Source organism: Brevibacterium senegalense (genome assembly GCF_000285835.1).
In the GTDB taxonomy this organism is placed as follows: Bacteria; Actinomycetota; Actinomycetes; order Actinomycetales; family Brevibacteriaceae; genus Brevibacterium; species Brevibacterium senegalense.
The window spans coordinates 324,399-344,186 of the sequence record NZ_HE978602.1 but is presented as its reverse complement, the minus strand read 5'-3'; the positions used below and the strand labels follow the sequence as shown (position 1 = coordinate 344,186).

The window sequence follows — 19,788 nt, the reverse complement described above, 5'->3', positions numbered from 1 at the left end:
CCGCATCCGCTCGTGTCGCAACACCCCGACTCTACTCCGGGCCGGGCGCCGCCCGGGAATCGGGAGTGCCGTTCAGCACTGCGCACACCCGCCTGGGCACAGGCGGTGTCGTCCTGCGCACCGCGGGCTGTGGATCCGACGCCGCTCATCCACAGCTGCGCCGATGCCCGTGCGCCCGGTGTCGCGGACGACTCAGATGACGGCATGACACCACCCACTGATGCCCGCACCACTCCATCCCCCACGGGCCCGTCCCGCACCAGCCTGTCCCACACCGGCTCATCCCACGCCGGCCCGTCCCGCCGTGGTTCGTACCACCCTGTCCCGTCGCGCACTCCACCCACTCGCACTCCCCCGGCACGACGTGCGGCCGGGCGAACCGCCGTCCGGACCACCGGCGCCATGCTCCTCACCGCCGCCCTGATCTGTTCACCGGTCCTGTCAGCCGCGTCCGCGGCCAGCGCACCTGACACTTTCTTCGGAGCCGCGCAGTCCGACACCGTGAGCATCGAGGCACCGGGTTCCGACAGCGGCTCCTCCGACCCTCCCCCGGGCGACGGCGACGCACAGCTGGGAGGCTCCACGGCCTCGGCGGCGGAGCTGGGGGCCTCGCAGGAGGGGGCGTGGTTCCTGGGGCAGTCGGTCGACAGCGTCCTGGGCCCGGGCCAGTGGTACACGGCGAAGGAGGGCCGCACCTGGTACGGCGCGTACCGCACGTTCTCCGACCGGTACTCCTACTGCACCGATGCCGGTCTCAAGACACCGCACCCGCGCTTCTTCCGGAACGCCGGGGCGGGGAAGAGCATCACCGCCGCGCGGACGGCCTGGGCACTCGGCACCCACCGCGAGTCGTCGTCGGCGGCCACGCATGCCGCGCTGTCCGCGCTGGTCCGGCTGGACGAGGCGATCCCCCACCGCCACGCGATCCCGCCGGGGCACCCGAAGGACCTGGGCTCCGACTTCGCGGAGGCCGCGCAGACGTACACCACCATCAATCGTGACGCGAAGCGCTACGCGGGCCCCTACACCCTGGACGTCACGCTGCGGGATCGGACGATCCATGCGCTCGACGCACCGGCCGGGGAGGACCCGGCCGCGAGCACCGGCCTCGTCATGGACGCGCTCGTGTCCCTCACGAGCGCGTCCGGCCACGAGGTGCCCGGGCACGATGTCGACGTCACCGTCACGGGTGCGGAGCCCGCCCAGGACCGCGTCACGACCGGTGACGACCCCACGTCCGTGGCCCTGCTCGCGCGGGGTGACGCACCGATCACGGTCGAGGTGGAGGTCGACGGGCTGCCCTCCACCGAGGTCACCTACCACCGGCCCTCCGGCCTGGGATCCGATCGCGTGCAGGCGGTCGTCACCCCCGGTGAGCCGGTGACTCTCACGGCGGAGGACACATGGAAGCAGAAGGAGCGGCCGCCGCGTCCCACGCTGCCGCCCTCGCCGCCTCCGAGCCCGGTACCGGTGCCCACGGCCACGGCGACGTACTCGCCGCCACCCACCACGGCTCCGCCCACGCGTTCACCCGAGCCGTCGACAACGCCCGAGGTCACCCCTCCGCCCGCGACCACGCCTCCGCCCGCTCCCACACGGACACCGGAGACGCCGCGCACGCCCGAAGCCTCCAAGCCGCCGGAGGCCCCGGAGACTGAACGTCCGGAGACCGAGGCCCCGGAGACGGAAGGTCCCGAGACCGAGGCACCCGAGACGGCACCGCCCGAGGAGACCTCGCCTCCGGAGGAGACGGCACCGCCCGAGGACTCGGCTCCGCCGGAGGAGACCGGTCCGCCCCAGGAGGACGAGCAGCCCGGACCGCCTCCCCAGGGAGGCGGGGAGCCGCCCGCACCGCAGGAGCCCTCTCCCCCGGACAGCCCGATGCCGGCGCCGGACGGTCCAGAGCCTGACACCCTGCCGCGGACGGGAGTCGATGCCACGGCGGCCGCGGGTCTGGCCCTCATCCTCGTCGCGGTCGGCACCGGAGCGCTGACACTGGCCCGCAGGAGGTGAGTGCGTTCGGTGGGCACAGCTGGTGACGGCAGTCGGACGGGGCGATCCAGCCCCATCCGACCCGTCGCCGTCCCACGTGTCAGTCGGCGGGGCTGTCCGCCCGGCGCGTCTGCGCGAAGTCGACGTACCACTCGAGGATCGCCTCGTCTGCGGCCGCGTCGCGGTTGACCGTCGTGGGCTGCGCCCCTTGCAGGACCCGCTTGATCGGCAGTTCCAGCAGCTTCCCCGTGCGGGTGAGCGGGACGCCCGGCGCTTCGATGATCTCGTCCGGCACGTATCGCGGCGACAGCTCGGACCGGATCGCCGCGACGATCCGCTCGCGGAGCGCGTCATCGACCTGCGTCCCCGGTGCGGGGACGACGAAGAGCGGCATGTAGTAGTCGCCGCCGGTCAGCTCCGCGCCGATGACCATCGAGGCGGCGACGCCCTCCACCCGGTCGACGATCTGGGTGATGTCTGCGGACCCCATCCGGATGCCTCCGCGGTTGATCGTCGCGTCCGACCGGCCGTGGATCACGTAGCTGCCGTCCTCGTGGCGGGTGACCCAGTCCCCGTGGCGCCACACGCCGGGGTACGCGTCGAAGTAGGCGTCCCGGTAGCGCGAGCCATCCGGGTCGTTCCAGAAGAACACCGGCATCGATGGCATGGGCTCCGTGACGACGAACTCGCCCAGTTCCCCGACGACCGGGTTGCCGCGGGAGTCCCAGGAGTCTGCGGCGATGCCCAGGTAGGCGCACTGCAGGTGGCCGCGCGCCACGGGATCCACCGGGTTCGACCCGATGAAGCCGCTCGCGATGTCCGTGCCGCCGGAATCGGAGCCCAGCTTGACCGTGGGGCTCATGTGCTCGTAGACCCAGTCCCACGTGGGATCGGGCAGCGGGGACCCGGTCGACAGGATCGACCGCAGCGCGGAGAAGTCGTAGTCCGCGCGCGGCGAGTAGCCCAGCCGCTGCGCCGTGGACAGCACAGCGGCACCGGTGCCGAACGCGGTGGCGCGCTCGGATGCCAGGAGCTCGAACTGCCGGTGCGGACCGCCGGCGAAAGGTGCGCCGTCGTAGGTGACGATCGTGACGCCGCGCGACATCGCGTCGATGAGGAGGTTCCAGACCACCCACGTCGTCGCGACCGCGGAGTACTGGATATCGCCGGGCCGCACGTCGTACTGAAGGATGTTCGCCCGGTTCATCTCGACGGTGACACCCCCGTGTCCGTGGACGATGCCCTTGGGCTTGCCCGTCGTGCCGGAGGAGTACAGGACCCACAGGGGGTGCGAGAACTCGACCCGCTCGAAGATCGGCTCCTCCGGACTCGCGACGAGGTCGTCGAAGCTCTTGGAGGGAATCTCTCTGCCCTCCGGAACCGCGATCTGCGCAGATGAGTGTCCCGTCCCCGCGCCGGCGCCAATGCCGCCGGTCTGCTCGATGAGCACGTGCCGCTCCACCGTGGGCAGCACCTCGAGGATCCCAGGCACGGCCTCCGTCAGCGGCACGTGCTTCCCGTTGAAGAGGACGGAGTCCGCGGTGAAGAGCACCTTCGGCTCGATCTGCGCGAACCGGTCCGCGATCCCGCGCACACCGAAGTCCGTGTTGACGACCGACCACACCGCGCCCACGGACGCGGCCGCCAGCAGGGCGACGGCGGTCTGCGGCAGGTTGGGCAGCACCGCGGCGACCGTGTCTCCCGGCTGCACTCCCCACTCGCGCAGCCGTGCGGCGAGCGCGCCCACCTGCCCGCGCAGCTGATTCCACGTGAGGACCTCGCGGCGGTCGTCCTCGTGCCGGCCGATGATCGCAGGCTCGTCTCCCCGCTCCGCGGACCACCGCAGGATGTTCTCCGCGTAGTTGATCCGCGCACCGGGGAACCAGCGGACGTCGGGCATCGTGTCGCCCTCGCGGACCGGCCCGTCACCGCGCTCCCAGACGACGCCGGCGAACGCGATGATCTCCTCCCAGAAGACGTCGAGGTTCGCGATCGTCCACCGCCAGAACTCCTGGTAGTCGCCCTGCGGGGCGTCGTGGCGCTCGCCCATGAGTCGTTGGAACTCGCGCATCTGCGAGGCGTCGGCTGCGGCGGGATCGGGGCGCCACAGGACGGCGGAGGATTCAGGCATCGGGACCAGCTTCCTTGCTCGGGACCAGGCACTGCGGCGCTCTGCGCAGCAGCGGAACGACGAGTGTCGTCCGCGTCACATCCTATTCCGGCCGGGATCGACACTCGGACGCGGTGGAGGGGTCGTGTCCCGTGCCCACATCGCCCGCCATGGGATGGCTGTGGAATAGCGCCGGGCCCTTCAGCGTTCCAACTCGAGGACGCACCTCTACGGAAGGACAGCACCATGACTGATGCACGCACCCCTCTGACCGGGAAGAAGGTCGCATTCCTCCTCACCCGCGGCGTCGAGCAGGTGGAGCTCACGAGCCCCCGCGCGGCGTTGGACGAGGCAGGCGCCCAGACTGTGGTCGTCTCGCCCTCGGAGGGCACGCTGCAGGCGATGGAGGGAGACTGGACTCACGCGGACACGTTCCCCGTCGATGTGCCGGTCGCGCAGGCCACCGCCGGTGACTACGACGCGCTGGTCCTGCCGGGCGGGACCCTCAACTCGGACGCCCTGCGGACCGACGAGCGCGCCGTCGCGCTCGTGAAGGCCTTCTTCGACGCGGACAAGCCGGTCGCAGCGATCTGCCACGCACCGTGGATCCTCGCCGAGGCCGGACTCGCCCGAGACCGCCGCCTCACCTCGTACGCGTCGACGCGGGTCGACCTCGAGAATGCCGGTGCTCAGTGGGTCGACGAGGAGGTCGTGGTCGACGGGAACCTCATCACGTCCCGCAGCCCCGGCGATCTCGAGGCCTTCAACGCCGCGATCCGAACGGCCCTCAGCTGAGCACACGCCCAGCGCCGCGGCTGTCTCCAGCCCGGACCTCACCGCCCTGCGATCTCCGGATCACAGGGCGGTGAGGCGCTTCCACAGCTGGACGTCGAAGGCCGCGTGGCGGGCCTGGCCATGCATGTGCCGCACCGCCGCATCCGTCTTGCGATGCCACGCCTCGACCGCCCGCCCCGCATCGCCGGCGACCAGGGCGGCGAGGATCCGCCGGTCGTCGGCGAGGATGCTGCGGCCGGCGCGCGCGTAGTCCATCCCCAGCAGTGCGATGAGCATCTGCACGCGCACCGTGGACGATTCGAAGAGGCGGACGGTCTGCTCCAGGCCCGAGGCCCGGGCCACCTCCTGCTGGAAACGCAGGTCCGCGTCCCCCACATTGGTCCCGGCGGCGACCGCGTCCTCGATGACGCCCAGCACCTGCCGGGCGCGCAGCAGCCGGGCACGGGGGCGGGTCGCCGCCGCCCGCAGCAGGACATCGCCCAGCATCACGCGGGCGGCGTAGAGCTCGATGACGTCGTCCGGTGAGGCCTGCGGGATGCGCACCTCTCCCCCGGTGCCGTCCAGCAGCTCGTCGTCGACCATCCGCCGCAGCACGTCCGAGGCGACGGAGCGCGGCACCCCCAGCAGACGCGCGCAGTGCGCCACGCTCAGGCGGTCCCCGGGCCGCAGGTCGGAGACCATGATCGCGTCGCGCAGTCGGACGGCCAGCTGCTCCGTGACGGACACCCCCGCGCGCGGCAACCAGGCGGTGGACCGATCAGCCTGTGCGGTGCGGCCATCGGCAGCGGCGGTCCGCGGCGGTGCACCCGCGACGGCACCCGCCTGCGCGGCCCCGGCCGCCCCCGTCGACACAGCCGATCCGCCCGGCTCCCCCGACCCACCCGGCTCCCCTGCTCCTCGCGCCCCACCGGCCTCGACCTGCCCCACCCGCCACGACACCGGCGCGTCCGCATCCGCACGCGCCAGCACCTCCAGCAGGTCGCCGGTGATCGCGACGGTCCGGGCCAGGCGCTCCGGCAGGTCCCGCGGCAGGGCGGCGCCCCGGACCCGCAGCGTCGCCAGCAGCGCCGCCCTGCGTCGCAGATGCCTCCGCGTCCAGCGGACACGCACCTGCGGCGGAGCAGGTGAGAACTCCGCGCGGCAGACGCCTGCGTCCAGATCCAGCCCCATCAGCAGAACCGGCTCCTCCACGGGCACGGCCGGAATCGCCGCCTCCGCTGGGATCGAACCTCTCACCGCTCCGACGGCCGCCACCGCGGCACCGTCCGCACCGTCGGCGATCCTGCGGACCGCGCGGGACACGACGGTCTGGCTGAAGCCGGTCCGCTCCGCGAGCGCGCGGGTCGAGAACGCCGGACCGTCCACCCGATCGCCCGCCACCGCCAGCAGCTGCGCGACCGCCCGGTCCGCGGTCTCCTGGATCCTGGGCCGCCCCGGCCGCGGGCGGTCGGACGCGGGTGCGTCGTGCTCCCCCGTTCCGATCCCGCTGCCGGCCACCTCGCCGCCTTCCTCGCCGCCTTCCTCGCTGCCCGCCACGCCCATCACGGACATCCCACACCCCTCTCCACCACATTTCTGACTCACACATAATTCTGACTCACAGCGCCCTTCCCGCACCAGGTCCGCCGCTTCCACACTGGAGGCACACACCGCCTGCAGCAGTCGACGACGACGCGAAGGAGAGCATCATGACGATCTCGCACACCGCTTCTTCACCCGCCCACCAGCGCTCCGCTCAGCTCGAGGAGATCGCCGACCGCGCCGTCGACACCGCCCGCCGCTGGCTGCGGGTCGCGGCGGGACTCCACGTGAAGGACCCGTCCGCGGACAGGCTCGCCGCCGTGCTGGGCGACGAGGGCGGCGTCGACTTCACCGTGGGCTTCGTCGACCGCGTCATCCGCACGGAGGACACGCACGCGGCCGGCGCCGCCCTGGCGAGTCTCGTGAAGGACACCCCGCCCTCGCTGCCCGCGCTGGACCGGGCCCAGATCCGCGCCGGCGCCGCCCTGGTCCCGATCGCGCCGCAGATCGTCGTGCCCGCCGCCCGCGCGCGGATGCGCCAGATGCTGGGGCACATGATCGTCGACGCGCGCCCCGGCCCGTTCGGCCGCGCCGTCGCAGCGCTGCGCGCGGACGGCTCGAAGCTCAACGTGAACCTGCTGGGCGAGGCAGTGCTGGGTGAGGCGGAGGCGGAGAACCACACGGAGGAGGTCCGCCGTCTCCTGGCCCGTCCGGACGTGGACTACGTCTCGATCAAGGTGTCCTCGATCGCCTCGCAGATCGACCTGTGGGCCTTCGAGGAGTCGACGCAGATGGTGTGCGAGCGCCTCCGCCCGCTGCTGCTCTCCGCCGCCGCGCAGCCGGCCGACGCCGCGTTCGTCAACCTCGACATGGAGGAGTACCAGGACCTCGAACTCACGATCGAGGTCTTCACCCGGCTGCTGAACGAGCCGGAGCTCATGGACTACGAGGCCGGCATCGTCATCCAGGCCTACCTGCCGGACGCGCTGGGCGCCGTCCAGCGCCTGTCCGCGTACGCCGCGGACCGGGTGGCCCGAGGCGGCGCGGGCATCAAGATCCGCCTCGTCAAGGGCGCGAACCTCCCCATGGAGCAGGTGCACGCAGAGCTCGCCGGCTGGCCCGTCACGGTCGAGCCCTCGAAGGCGGACACGGACGCGAACTACAAGCGGGTGCTCGACTGGGTGCTGCGGAGCGAGCACCTCACCGGCCTGCGGATGGGCGTGGCCAGCCACAACATCTTCGACATCGCGTTCGCCCACGAGCTCTCCCGCGCCCGCGGCGTCCACGACGCGATCGAGTTCGAGATGCTCCAGGGGATGGCGCGGGCGCAGGCGGCCGCGATCGGGCGGGACGTGGGCGACATCCGCCTCTACGTCCCCGCGGTCCACCCCGCGCACTTCGACGCCGCGGTGTCGTACCTGGTGCGCCGACTGGACGAGAACTCGTCGCCGGAGAACTTCATGTCCGGCATCACGGAGCTCAGCAACGGGAACGCGGTCTTCCGCAGGGAGGAGGACCGCTTCCGCACGGCCATCGGCATCGTCCGCGACACGATCGAGACCCACGACGACACGCCGCCGCCACCGCGCCGCACGCAGGACCGCTCCGCCGAGGCCGCGGACCTGCCCGCGCTGCCGGCGGAGTTCCGCAACGAGCCGGACACGGACCCGGCACTCGCTGCGAACCGCGCCTGGTGGGCGGCACACCGCGACGGCGATGCCGGAGCGTCTCTCCAGCCCCAGCACCTCGGAGACTCCGCCGCGGTCGATGCGGCGGTCGCCCGGGCGCGGGATGCGGCCACCGACTGGCGGGCCACAGGTGCCCAGCACCGCGGCCGCGTCCTCCTGCGCGCGGCGGACATCATGGGCGCACGACGCGGCGAGTTCCTGTCCGTCATGGCCGACGAGGTCGGCAAGACCCCCGACCAGTCCGATCCGGAGGTGTCGGAGGCCATCGACTTCCTCCGCTACTACGCGCAGCGTGCACAGGACCTGGAGCACGTCGAGGGTGCGGAGTTCGCACCGGACTCCGTCGTGCTCATCACCCCGCCGTGGAACTTCCCGGTCGCGATCCCCACCGGTTCGACGGTCGCCGCGCTGGCGGTCGGTGCGTCTGCGATCCACAAGCCGTCCTCCCCCACGCCGCGCTGCTCCGCCCTCATCATCGAGTGCCTCCACCAGGCGGGGGTGCCGGAGGACGTCGTGCAGCTGGTGCGGACGGATGAGCGCGAGGTGGGCCGCGCCCTCGTCTCCCATCCGCACGTCGACCGGGTCATCCTCACCGGGTCCTCGGAGACCGCCTCGCTCTTCCGGTCCTTCCGCGCGGAGCTCCAGATCGCGGCGGAGACCTCCGGCAAGAACGCGCTCGTCATCACCCCGTCCGCGGACCGGGACCTGGCGGTCGCGGACCTCGTGAAGTCTGCATTCGGGCACGCGGGGCAGAAGTGCTCAGCCGCCTCGCTCGCGATCCTCGTGGGCTCGACGGCGGACTCGAAGCGATTCCACGATCAACTGATCGATGCGGCGGCCTCCCTCATCGTCGGCTGGCCCACGACCGGCCCCGAGGGCGCCGCGCACACCCACAGCCACGCCGCGTCGATGGGTCCGCTCACGGTCGACCCGGAGGACAAGCTGCTGCGCACACTCACGACCCTGGAGACCGGTGAGGAGTGGCTGCTGGAGCCGCGCCGCCTCGACGACACCGGCCGCCTGTGGTCGCCCGGCATCAAGACGGGCGTGGCCCCCGGGTCGCACTTCCACCTGACGGAGGTGTTCGGCCCGGTGCTGGGCCTCATGCGGGCGGACACGCTCGAGGAGGCGATCGACCTGCAGAACGCCGTCGACTTCGGTCTCACCGGCGGCATCCACTCGCTCGACGCGGACGAGGTGGCCACCTGGCTGGACCGCGTCGAGGCCGGCAACGCGTACGTGAACCGCGGGATCACCGGCGCGATCGTGCAGCGGCAGCCGTTCGGCGGCTGGAAGAAGTCCAGCGTGGGGCTGGGCTCGAAGGCCGGCGGGCCCCGCTACCTCATGCAGTTCGGCACGTGGCACGACGCCGGCCCCGCGGATCCGGACGCGTGGCTCGATGCCGCGCAGGCCTCGGACCGTCGCGCCTGGGAGGCGATGCGGCCGCAGGACCCCACGGGGCTCGCCTCGGAGGCGAACATCCTGCGGGTCCTCCCCCGCCCGGTCACGATCCGGGTGACGGAGGCCGTCGCACCGCAGGTGCTGTCCCGCCTGGCGCACGCCGCGCAGACGGCCGGCTCACCCGTGTCCTGGAGCGTCGTGCCCCAGGCTGCGCAGGCGGTCCCCACCGCCGCCGAGGTCGTGGTCGAGGACGCGGACGCGTTCGCCGCCCGCGTGGCCTCCGGTCGGATCGACGACACCGTGGGTGCCCGGGTCCGGGTCGTGGGCGAGGTCGAGGACGCCCTGCGGCGGACGACGCAGGACCGGCCGGAGGTCGCGGTCCTCGAAGGACCCGTCACCGCCTCCGGCGCGGTCGAGCTGCGCCACTACGTGCACGAGCAGGCCGTGTCGATGACGCTGCACCGCTTCGGCACGCCGGACCGCTCCTTCCACGCACTGGCGGATCGGCTGCGCGACTGACACTCACTGGTAGGACACGAACCAGGGCGCCGGGTCGACCTCCATGGTCTGCTCCGGGGTGAAGGTGGGCGTGTCCTCGTCGTAGAAGTTCTTCCACGCCATGCGGGCGCCGTCCGGCAGGTCCTCCTTGAGGTTGTTCCACGTGCCCAGCTTGAGGTCGGGCGTGCCGTGGCCGTCCGCGTGGAAGAGGACCGCCAGCTCGTCACGGGAGGCGTCGATGTCCTCCCGGTCGCTGATCATCGAGTGCGAGAACTGGTGGAGGATGAACACCTTCTGCGGCAGGTCGTTCTCCGCGGTGACGTCCGCCAGCCACGTGGAGACCTCGTTGACCTCCTCCGCGCTCACGGAGCCGATCTGCGCGAGGTGGCGCTGCCCGTCCTCCAGCCGCCATTCGGGGTCGAGCGCGAGTCCCACGTGGGGCTCCTTGAGGAGATCCTCGTAGAGCTTCGCCTGCTCCAGGAAGTGGGTGGTGCCCGGCTGCAGGTCGAGGACGACGTAGATCCCCTCCTCTGCGGCGCGGTCGATCCAGGGGCGCAGCGTCTCCGGGTCGATCTCCGAGGAGTAGTCCCCGTCCGCGCCCGGCTGGCCGGAGGCGACCGTCGTGATGATCTCCATCGCGGGGATCACCGGTTCGTCCGAGGACTCTTCATACGAGGCGGCCAGCTCCTGGACCCGGTCGACCGCCCCGTCCAGGTCCTGCTCGCCCAGGATGCCCAGCGACGGGACGCCGGGCGAGCCGTACGCCGCGATCATCCGGCGGCCGGGGAAGGCGACCTGGCCGCCGCCGGGCAGCTCCGGCGCCGTGCGTGCCGTCGCCATCCGCGCGTCCAGCACCTCCGCATCGCCGAAGGCCTCGCCCAGCGCCACGACGGTGTCTCCGTCGCCGTCCTGAGCCGCGGCGACCGTGTCCGCTGTGGCCCGGGGGTCGGCACCCGGTGCCTCGACCACCTGACCGCCGGCCGCCTCGACCGAGGCCCGGGCCACCTGCACGGCCGGACCGTCGGCATCCGCGGGGTCCAGCAGCAGGGTGACCGCGGCCTCGGCGGCGGTGTCCTCTTCGCCGGCGTCCTCGTCCCCTGCGGTCGTGCCCTCCACGTCCGGCACGTCGCCGTCGACGGACAGGTCCGCGGGATCGAACTCGAGGACCTCGCGGCCCTCCCTCGCGTCTGCGGCCGTCCCCGCGGGGACGAGGACGGTCTCCGCCCCCAGGCGGTCCAACTCGTCCCCCAGCTCGTCGGGTTCCCCCAGCAGACCGGGGACGCCCAGGTCCGCGGACATGCCGGCCACGGCCTGGGCGTCGTCCACCGGCCCCGCGACCACGAGCTCCGCGGATTCGTAGGCGGCCCGGGAGGCGAGGATCGTCGCCTGCACCGCGTCGTCCGTGCCGATGGTCGCGGTGTCGCCGCCGCCGTCCGCGGTGACGACGGTCGCGGTGTCGCCCGACTCGCAGGCGGCCAGCCCCGAGGCCACGAGCACCGCCGCCGCGGCTCCGATCGCGAATCGGCCGGCGGGAGTCGTCCGGGTGGGGGTCGGCTGCGGGTGGGCTGTGGGGCGATCGCTGGTCATGGGCGGGTGAGCTCCTTCGCGGCTGGGCCGGTCGGGGAACGGGACCGGCGTGGGCCGGGCCCGCGATGGCGCCCCCAGTCTAGGGGCGGGGTCGGACATGACCTGGGACATCAGGAGGGTTTCACTGTGCTCAGTCGCGCGCGCCGGGGTTCTCATAGCGAAGGCGGAAGACGACCGCCCCACTGGTGACGAGGAGCGCGATTCCCGCGGTCGAGCCGAACAGCAGCGCCCACTGCTGCGCATCGCCCAGCGGGCCGCCCACCGCCGCGCCCACCGCGCTGCCGGCGAAGAGGAACCCCGCGAACAGCGACACGACCGTGCCACGCGCCTCCGGCACGACGCTGGTGGCCCAGGTCTGCAGGGACGAGTGCAGGAACGACCACGTCGCACCCAGCAGCAGGGCCACGGCGACGACGGTCCAGACGGAGGTGTGCACCGCGACGATCGCGTAGCCCACCACCGCCGAGGCACCGCCCAGTCCCATGAGTCCCGGCATCGACAGGTGGCGGGAGAGGGGGCGCACCAGCCGGCTCGTGAGGATGACGCCCACGCCGTAGGCGGCGGTCGCGGCTCCGGCCGCGCCCGCACCCGTGCCCTGCGACTGGAGTGCGGGTGCCAGCAGCGTGAGCACGCCCAGGACGACGGCTCCCTCCACGAACGCGAGGAACAGCACTGCCAGGACCCACCGGTTCCGCAGCACCCGGCCCGCCGTGCGCAGCAGGCCCGCCGGGGCCTCGCGCTGCGGTTCCGTGAGGCGGCCCAGCGCGACGGCGCAGACGATGCTCACGAGGACGGGGGCGGCGAAGACCACGCGCCAACCCGCACTGTCGCCGATCACGCCCGCCAGCGCGGTCGCCAGAGCGGTGCCGCAGGCGACGGCGGCCATGAGGTCGGCGAGCGCGGGCTGACGGCGCTCCTCGACCACGGTGTCGCCCACGTACGTGAGCGAGGCGGGGATGACCGCACCGTACAGCGCGCCCGTGAGGGCGCGGGCGAGGATGAGCGTCGTGAGTCCTGGGGCGGCCGCAGAGGCGATCCCCGTGAGTGCCGCGCCCAGCAGGGTGAAGCGCATGAGCCGCAGGCGGCCGAACCGGTCGGACAGCATGCCCCACAGCGGCTGGCTGACCCCGTAGGCGAGGTAGTAGGTGCTGGCGATCGCGAGCGCCTGCGCCAGTGACACCCCCAGATCCACCGAGACGAGGATGAGCAGCGGGCTCACGGCGAAGCGGTCGAAGCTGCTGACGAACGCGGCCGCGGCCACCGGCAGCGGCGGGCGGACGTCGTCGCCGCCGCCGTCGTTCGTCGAGCTCATGGCTCCACAGTAGAACCCGCATCCGTCCGTCCGGACCCGGCTCCCGCTCACGGCCGGAGGGAACAGCGGATGCCCGGGCGCGGGAGGGCCGCCCGGGCATCCTCTGCCCCGCTGGGGCCGTCAGGCCAGCGCGATCTTCCGGTCCCACGACCGGGCCGTGCGCCAGAGGCACACCAGGGCCACCACGAGGAACACCGGGAGGAAGCCGATGGGCATGATGTCGTCCGCAGCGTTCTCGCCGGCCGCCATCTCTGCAAACACGTTCCAGGGGACGAGACCCAGGGACCCATCGACCAGACCGATCCCCAGGGGGACGGCGGCGAGGCCCACGAAGCTCAGCACCTGCATCGCGGCATAGAGACAGATGTAGACGATGACCGGGCCCGCCACTCCCAACCTGCCCAACCGCTTCTCGCTGCCGATCGACGCGGAGAATGCGTACTGGAGCGGCGGGAGGAGCAGGAAGCCCACGAACAGGAGGATCAGGAGGGTGAGCATGAGCGGCGTGACGAACGGGCTGATCGACGCCCACGCGTCCTGCACGACGCGGATGATGCCGGTGTCCGATCCGTTCGCGGTCGCCGTGCCCCACCACAGGAGGGGGGCGAGGACCACGACGGTGAGGACGAGGGCAGCCAGTGTCACGAGCCACATGTGGAGCAGCTTCGCGCCGAAGATCCGCCGCCCGCGGATGGGCAGAGTCTGGGTGAACGCACCACCGCGGCCGTGGCTGGAGCGCCAGTAGTCGACGGCCAGCAGCACCTGGAGTGCAGGCACCAGGCCGAACGTGGCAAGCCCGGCCAGGATGATCCCGGTCTGGGAGACGCCCACCCAGCCGGTCGCCGCGAGCAGAGACCCCACGACGACCGCGGCGACCGCGATGCCCGTCGCGAGTCCCAGCATCGTGCGGGTGCGCTTCCATTCGTGTGTGAGGAGTGCGGTGATCATCAGAACATCCCCCTGACGATGTGGTCGAGGCCGGCCCCGTGCTCCTCGCGCAGGGCATCCGTCTGGCCGGTGAGGACGACGCGCCCGCGGTCCATGACGACCACCTCGTCGAGCATCTGCTCCAGGTCGTGCACCAGGTGCGTCGCGATGAGCATGAGCGAATCGTCGTCGAAGCCCCGCAGGATCCCGTCCATGATGACCTGACGGGCGGCCGGGTCGACTCCGGAGATCGGCTCGTCGAGGACGTGGACACGCGCCCGTCGGGACAGGGCGAGCGCGATGTGGACCTTCTCCCGCATGCCCTTGGACATCTGCCGCAGGCGCATCGAGGTGCCGAGGTTGAAGAAGCCCAGCATCTCCCTGGCCTTCGCGTCGTCGAAGTCCGCGAAGAAGTCGCGGTACAGCTCGAGGCACGCCTCCACCGTGGATCCGCCGGGCAGGGAACCGGAGTCGGGGAGGTAGGAGACCAGCGCCTTCGACTCCGGCCCCGGCTCGTGTCCCGCGATGCGCACCCGGCCGTCATACCCCTGCAGCACGCCGGCCAGGATCTTCATGAGGGTCGTCTTCCCGCATCCGTTGGGGCCCAGGAGGCCGACGATGCGGCCCGGCGCCAGCTCGAGGTCGACACCGTCCACGGCGCGGACTCCGCCGTAGTGCAGTGCGACGCCCTGCACACTGACCAAGGCGGCACCCTGTGCTGCGAGGTCCTGCGGCGCCTCAGCGCCGCCAGTCGGTGCTCCACTCATGTCACTCCCCTCCCGCCTCGACGGTCTGGTCGTCGTCCCGGTCTGCACTGTCGTCATGGTCACTCCATCTCTGTACGAGGAGGTCCTGCGCGAGCGACCGGCCCATCCCCAGGCCGCGGGCCCGCCGGATGTAGTCATCGGCCGCGTCCCGGACGAGAGCCGCGCGCACGCGGTCGATCCTCTGCATGTCATCGGTGACGAAGCGCCCGGCCGTGCGCTCCGACCGGCACAGCCCCTCCCGCTCCATCTCTGCGAGTGCTCGCTGCACGGTGTTGGGATTGACTCCCACCTCGACCGCGATCTCCCGCACCCCGGGGATGCGGCCACCCGCCGGCCACTCCCCCGTGACGATGCGACGGGAGAAGTCGCCGACCAGCTGCACCCAGATCGGGGATGAGGTGTCGAACTCCATTCCTGCACCCCTTGTCCTACTGTACTAAGTGATTAATACAGTAAGACAGGGGACCGGCCCCGTCAAGACCTCTGCGCTTCGCTGCGTTCATGTCCTGTTCGCCTGAGACTCTCCCCGTCTGTGGATTCCCTGGGTAGCGTGTGAACGTCTGCACAGAACCGCCTCCCCCGAACGAGGACCCCATGCGTCTCACGACACCCGTGCCCGTCCGCGCGGCACTGGCGACCGCGGTCACCGCCGCCGTCGCCGTCACCCCCGCACTCCTGCCGATCTCCGCCCAGGCGGCGGATGCGGCGGAGATCTCCGAGATCGCCTACGCCGGCGGCGACGACACCGACTTCGTCGAGATCGTCGCAGAGCCCGGCACCGACGTCTCCGGCTGGACCGTGGGCACCGTCACCCGCGGCGGCAGCCCCCAGTCCGCCGGACACGTGACGACCCTGGACGACGGCACGACGGTCCCCGATTCCGGCGCGCTGGCCGTCGAGGTCCCCATCACCAACTCGGTCAACTCAGGGTCCCGGGCGGACGGATCGTACGGCTCCTCCGCCTTCGTCGTCGACGCGGACGGCGCGCTGGTCGACTTCGACCAGATCGGCGGTGTGGTGGGCGGACAGGGCGTCACCGCCACGACCTCGGCACTCATGCCCGAGGCCGTGCACGGCCAGGAGGCCACCCCCACCGGCGCGACCGCACCCGCGGGCCAGTCGATCCAGCTGATCGACGGCTCGTGGGTCGCCGGCGAGCCCACCCCGGGCGAGCGCCCCGGCGGCTCGGGCGAGCCCACGGAGGACCCGACCGACGACCCCACCGATCCCCCGGAACCGGGCGAGATCACCCCGATCGCGGACATCCAGGGCACCGGAGCCGAATCGCCGCTGGTGGGCGAGACCGTCACGACCCAGGGCGTCGTCACCGCAGTCTGGTCCGAGGGCGGACTGAACGGCTTCGCGATCCAGACCGGGGGTTCCGGCGGTGAGGCGAAGGCCGCCGTCGAGGCCTCCGACGGGCTCTTCGTCTACGCCCCCGACACCGCGTCGTCCGTGGCGACCGGGGATTCCGTGCGGGTGTCCGGGCGGGTCTCCGAGTACTACGGACAGACGCAGATCACCGTCGACTCGCAGGGCCCGGTCCAGCTGGACGAGGCGCTCGAGGCGCCCACCCCCATCGAGGGCGTCTTCCCGGAGGGCGATGACGCCCGCGAGGCGCACGAGTCGATGCTCGTCCTGCCCACCGGCGACATCACGGTGACGGACAACTACGGCACGAACCGCTACGGCGAGATCAGCCTGGTGAACGGCACGGAGCCCCTGTTCCAGGCGACGGACGTCGTCGCCCCGGGCGCGCCCGCGCAGGAGTACGAGGCGGAGAACCTGCAGCGCGAGGTCGTCCTGGACGACGGCGGCAGCGTCGACTACACCGGCAGCGCCTCCGACGTGCCCGTCCCCTACCTGTCGACGGACGCGCCGGTGCGCGTGGGCGCGGCGACGACCTTCACCACTCCGGTCGTCGTGGGCTACGGCTTCGACAAGTGGCGTCTGCAGCCCACCACGTGGCTGACGGGCGAGAACGCCGCTGACGCGCAGCCGGTCGAGTTCGCGGACACGCGCGAGGCCGCCCCGCAGGAGGTGGGCGGGGACATCACCGTCTCCAGCTTCAACGTGCTCAACTACTTCACGACCACCGGCGAGCAGCTGGACGGGTGCACGTACTACGAGGACCGCGAGGGCAACCCCACGACGGTGCGCGGCGGCTGCGATGCGCGCGGCGCGTACGACGCGGCGAACCTGGAGCGCCAGCAGGCGAAGATCGTCGACGCGATCAACACCCTGGACGCGAGCGTCGTGTCGCTCGAGGAGATCGAGAACTCGGACGCCTTCGGCAAGGACCGCGACGAGTCGCTGTCGATCCTGGTCGATGCCCTCAACGCGGAGGCCGGCGGTGAGCGCTGGGCGTTCGCCCAGTCGCCCCAGTCGCTGCCCGCGGACGAGGACGTCATCCGCACCGCCTTCATCTACCAGCCGGACGAGGTCCAGCCGGTGGGCGACTCCGCCATCCTGACGGACAGCGACGCGTTCGGGAACGCGCGCGAGCCGCTGGCCCAGGCCTTCACCACCGGTGACGACGAGGAGCCGTTCGTCGCGATCGTCAACCACTTCAAGTCGAAGGGCTCCGGCTCGGGCGACGGCAACGTGGACAACGGCGACGGCCAGGGCAACTCGAACGCGGATCGCGTGGCGCAGGCCCAGACTCTCGTCGGTTTCGCCGACGAGCAGAAGGAGGCCGCGGGCACGGAGGACGTCGTGCTGCTGGGCGATTTCAACTCGTACACGGAGGAGGACCCCATGCAGGTCTTCTACGAGGCGGGGTACACGAACATCGGCAAGGAGTTCACGGACGAGCAGACCTACCTGTTCGGCGCGCGCGTGGGCAGCCTCGACCACGTGCTGACCTCCGAGTCGCTCGTCGAGGACGTCGCGGGCGCGGACATCTGGAACATCAACTCCGTCGAGTCGATCGGCCTGGAGTACAGCCGCTACAACGGCAACGTCACGAACCTGTACGCGGAGGGACCGTTCCGGTCGTCCGACCACGACCCGCTCGTCATGGGACTGAACCGGACCACGGATGACGACGAGCCCACTCAGGAGCCGACGGAGGATCCCACGGACGAGCCGACCGAGGATCCGACCGGCGACCCCACGGATCAGCCGACGGAGGACCCCACGGGTGAGCCCACCGACGATCCCTCGCAGGATCCGAGCGTCGATCCCACGGACGACCCGTCCACGGACCCCTCGCAGGACCCCTCCGCGGATCCGACGGACGACGGTCGTGACGACGACCAGGGCGACGACGATCAGGGCGAAGACAACGACGACCAGGGCGGCAACGACCAGGGAGGCGACGGAGACCTCCCCCGCACGGGTACCGGCCTCACCGCACTGGTGGTGGGTGGCGGACTCCTGGTGGTCGGTGCGATCGCACTCCTCGCAGCACGACGCCGCACCCTCTGAGGGACACACGCGGGTGACGCACGATCGCTGAGGAGGCGCACCCCGTGAGGAAGGGCCGGTCCGCAACCAGCGGACCGGCCCTTCTGCATCCCCGGGCACTCACCCGAGGGGCTTCGCAGGGAACGACGACGTCCCCGCCCGCATGCGCGCACCCGTGTCCGTGAGCGGCAGGGCGCCGGTGAACGGTGCCAGGTCGACGCTGATCGCGCGGGCGATCTCGTCGCAGTCCTCCGCGCTCAGGCCCGTATCCAGGACCGCGTTCCAGTAGTGGACGGTCTCGCCGTGGTAGCTGTGGCCGCGCCCGCCGGGCAGCTCGACGGACCGCGGCATGTCCGCCGTCAGTTGCCAGAACGTCGCGAACGGCCGCCAGCGCACACCGGGCGACACGTCGGCGGCACGGGCCTCGCGCAGCCAATCGGGCCGCCGCAGCAGTACGGACGGATCCCACCAGACCACCGGATCCGAGCCGTGCTGCGCGAAGACCACCCGCGGCGACACCCAGCGCGCGTAGGTGAAACCGGGTGGGGCCTGGGTCAATTCCTCCGGGCGCGTCACGAACCGGACGTGCCGACCGGTGCCGTAGACGGGACGCACCTCGCTGCTCCCGTGCCGCCGATCCTCGAGGATCCGGCTCAACACACGCGCGCCGCGCGGCGCCCCGGTCCAGAGCGCCCCGTCCACGACGCGCAGCATCGTGCCGGGCGACACGAACGCGCCCAGCCCGCCGTAGGCACCCAGCGACTCCCCCGCCGCATACAGTCGCGGACGACGCTCCGGCGGGATCCGCCGCAGCCGCCGACGGACCGCGCGCATGACCTCCCGCGCGACCTCGCGCGCCGCCCGACGGTGGATGAGGAAGGCCAGCCACGACCCGGCGAAGCTGTACTGCGCGGACACGACGGCGCAGTCGCCGCGGTGCAGGTACTCGAAGGCGCTCGTCGACCAGGGCGGCACCCAGCCGGACCCGGTCCCGATCGCCACAAGGATCGCGCGGCGGGAGAACGCACCGGTGCGCTCGAGCTCCGCGACGACCGCCGCGGCCGCATCCCGCGGATCCGGGTGGCCCAGTCTGCCCGCGAACACGCGGATCGGCTCCGTCGTTCCGCGCCCGCGCGCCGCCGTGTCCCGCGCGCCCGGCGACAGCGAGCCCCACACCTCCTGGATCCGCGCCCCGCGCGGGCCTCCCGTCACGAAGGCGCGTCCGTGCAGGCCCATCGTTGCGAACGGTTCGAAGGACTCCCGCGACCCGGACCGGACACGCTCCGCCGGCCCCGCTCCCACGCCCACCTGCGCGAACGACTGGATCACCGCGTTCTGGTCCGCCTGCGCCAGCACCCCGGCCAGCATCCAGCCGTAGAACCGGATCACCACGAGGGCGGCGGCCCCGGCCACCAGCGCGGGCGGCACGATCGGCAGTGAACGCACCAGACGGGCGACGAGCCTGCGCCGCAGTCCCCGCGACAATCGCCCCGCGCCGTGCAGCACGACCCAGCCGCCCAGCCCCACCGCATACCCGGCCAGATGGTGGACGGGCGAGGCCTCGCGCACACCGGTGCGCCGGGCCACGTCCGCCTGCCAGCGCACCGAGTCCCGCAGCGACACCGCGACCCCCGCGGCGGCCGCGACCGCAGCGGCCCGGCGCAGAGTGCGCAACGGGTCCGCGGCCTCAGCGTCGGCCGGCCCGCCCACCCGCCGCGGCAGGGCGGCGGCTCCGAGCGGCAGCCGGCCACGGCCTCGGCGCCGGTTGCGTCCCAGCATCCG

At 72.2% G+C, this 19,788-nt stretch carries 12 protein-coding genes; 4 read left to right on the top strand and 8 right to left on the bottom strand.

The genetic code is table 11. The features are described 5' to 3' along the window. Positions 1-501 precede the first annotated feature (501 nt). Positions 502-2,013, top strand: coding sequence for an LPXTG cell wall anchor domain-containing protein (locus HGBR_RS18810; RefSeq protein ID WP_147522352.1), 1,512 nt, complete (start codon positions 502-504; stop codon positions 2,011-2,013). A gap of 79 nt (positions 2,014-2,092) precedes the next feature. On the opposite strand, the gene HGBR_RS07290 is transcribed toward HGBR_RS18810, so the two are convergent. Continuing rightward, entirely contained in the window at positions 2,093-4,123 is a 2,031-nt protein-coding gene (locus HGBR_RS07290) for an acetoacetate--CoA ligase (RefSeq protein WP_019158679.1), read from the bottom strand. 225 nt (positions 4,124-4,348) lie between these two features. On the opposite strand from HGBR_RS07290, the gene HGBR_RS07285 reads away from it, so the two are divergent. Continuing rightward, entirely contained in the window at positions 4,349-4,897 is a 549-nt protein-coding gene (locus HGBR_RS07285) for a type 1 glutamine amidotransferase domain-containing protein (protein WP_019158678.1), read from the top strand. 60 nt (positions 4,898-4,957) lie between these two features. On the opposite strand, the gene HGBR_RS21010 is transcribed toward HGBR_RS07285, so the two are convergent. Then, positions 4,958-6,448: an FCD domain-containing protein gene (locus tag HGBR_RS21010; RefSeq protein ID WP_019158677.1), complete on the bottom strand. Its 1,491-nt coding sequence runs from the start codon at positions 6,446-6,448 to the stop codon at positions 4,958-4,960. 137 nt (positions 6,449-6,585) lie between these two features. On the opposite strand from HGBR_RS21010, the gene HGBR_RS07275 reads away from it, so the two are divergent. Next, positions 6,586-10,026, top strand: a complete 3,441-nt coding sequence (locus tag HGBR_RS07275) for a bifunctional proline dehydrogenase/L-glutamate gamma-semialdehyde dehydrogenase (RefSeq protein WP_019158676.1) — start codon at positions 6,586-6,588, stop codon at positions 10,024-10,026. Positions 10,027-10,029: 3 nt separating this feature from the next. Here the strand turns inward: HGBR_RS07275 and HGBR_RS07270 are convergent, their stop codons facing one another. The 5 genes from HGBR_RS07270 to HGBR_RS16950 form a co-directional block, all read right to left on the bottom strand. Further along, the gene (locus tag HGBR_RS07270) at positions 10,030-11,592 is read right to left on the bottom strand and encodes a hypothetical protein (protein ID WP_019158675.1); all 1,563 of its coding nucleotides are present in this window, start codon (positions 11,590-11,592) and stop codon (positions 10,030-10,032) included. 130 nt (positions 11,593-11,722) lie between these two features. Continuing rightward, the gene (locus tag HGBR_RS07265; protein ID WP_019158674.1) at positions 11,723-12,904 is read right to left on the bottom strand and encodes an MFS transporter; all 1,182 of its coding nucleotides are present in this window, start codon (positions 12,902-12,904) and stop codon (positions 11,723-11,725) included. Positions 12,905-13,024: 120 nt separating this feature from the next. Further along, positions 13,025-13,852, bottom strand: coding sequence for a hypothetical protein (locus HGBR_RS07260; RefSeq protein WP_019158673.1), 828 nt, complete (start codon positions 13,850-13,852; stop codon positions 13,025-13,027). Beyond that, positions 13,852-14,598, bottom strand: coding sequence for an ABC transporter ATP-binding protein (locus HGBR_RS16955; protein ID WP_083882783.1), 747 nt, complete (start codon positions 14,596-14,598; stop codon positions 13,852-13,854). Before HGBR_RS16955 ends, HGBR_RS07260 begins: the two co-directional genes overlap by 1 nt. Before the next feature lies 1 nt (position 14,599). Beyond that, positions 14,600-15,010, bottom strand: a complete 411-nt coding sequence (locus HGBR_RS16950) for a GntR family transcriptional regulator (protein ID WP_019158671.1) — start codon at positions 15,008-15,010, stop codon at positions 14,600-14,602. 182 nt (positions 15,011-15,192) lie between these two features. On the opposite strand from HGBR_RS16950, the gene HGBR_RS07245 reads away from it, so the two are divergent. Then, positions 15,193-18,027, top strand: coding sequence for an ExeM/NucH family extracellular endonuclease (locus HGBR_RS07245; RefSeq protein WP_019158670.1), 2,835 nt, complete (start codon positions 15,193-15,195; stop codon positions 18,025-18,027). Between the two features lie 99 nt (positions 18,028-18,126). On the opposite strand, the gene HGBR_RS18800 is transcribed toward HGBR_RS07245, so the two are convergent. Next, on the bottom strand, positions 18,127-19,788 hold a 1,662-nt coding region (locus HGBR_RS18800), incomplete at its 5' end, for an alpha/beta-hydrolase family protein (RefSeq protein ID WP_161601853.1).

Excerpts from the sequence above, each read along its gene's own strand:
- HGBR_RS07290 (WP_019158679.1), bottom strand. The coding sequence starts at position 4,123 with ATGCCTGAATCCTCCGCCGTCCTGTGGCGCCCCGATCCCGCCGCAGCC.
- HGBR_RS07285 (WP_019158678.1), top strand. The coding sequence starts at position 4,349 with ATGACTGATGCACGCACCCCTCTGACCGGGAAGAAGGTCGCATTCCTC.
- HGBR_RS21010 (WP_019158677.1), bottom strand. The coding sequence starts at position 6,448 with ATGTCCGTGATGGGCGTGGCGGGCAGCGAGGAAGGCGGCGAGGAAGGC.
- HGBR_RS07275 (WP_019158676.1), top strand. The coding sequence starts at position 6,586 with ATGACGATCTCGCACACCGCTTCTTCACCCGCCCACCAGCGCTCCGCT.
- HGBR_RS07270 (WP_019158675.1), bottom strand. The coding sequence starts at position 11,592 with ATGACCAGCGATCGCCCCACAGCCCACCCGCAGCCGACCCCCACCCGG.
- HGBR_RS07265 (WP_019158674.1), bottom strand. The coding sequence starts at position 12,904 with ATGAGCTCGACGAACGACGGCGGCGGCGACGACGTCCGCCCGCCGCTG.
- HGBR_RS07260 (WP_019158673.1), bottom strand. The coding sequence starts at position 13,852 with ATGATCACCGCACTCCTCACACACGAATGGAAGCGCACCCGCACGATG.
- HGBR_RS16955 (WP_083882783.1), bottom strand. The coding sequence starts at position 14,598 with ATGAGTGGAGCACCGACTGGCGGCGCTGAGGCGCCGCAGGACCTCGCA.
- HGBR_RS16950 (WP_019158671.1), bottom strand. The coding sequence starts at position 15,010 with ATGGAGTTCGACACCTCATCCCCGATCTGGGTGCAGCTGGTCGGCGAC.
- HGBR_RS07245 (WP_019158670.1), top strand. The coding sequence starts at position 15,193 with ATGCGTCTCACGACACCCGTGCCCGTCCGCGCGGCACTGGCGACCGCG.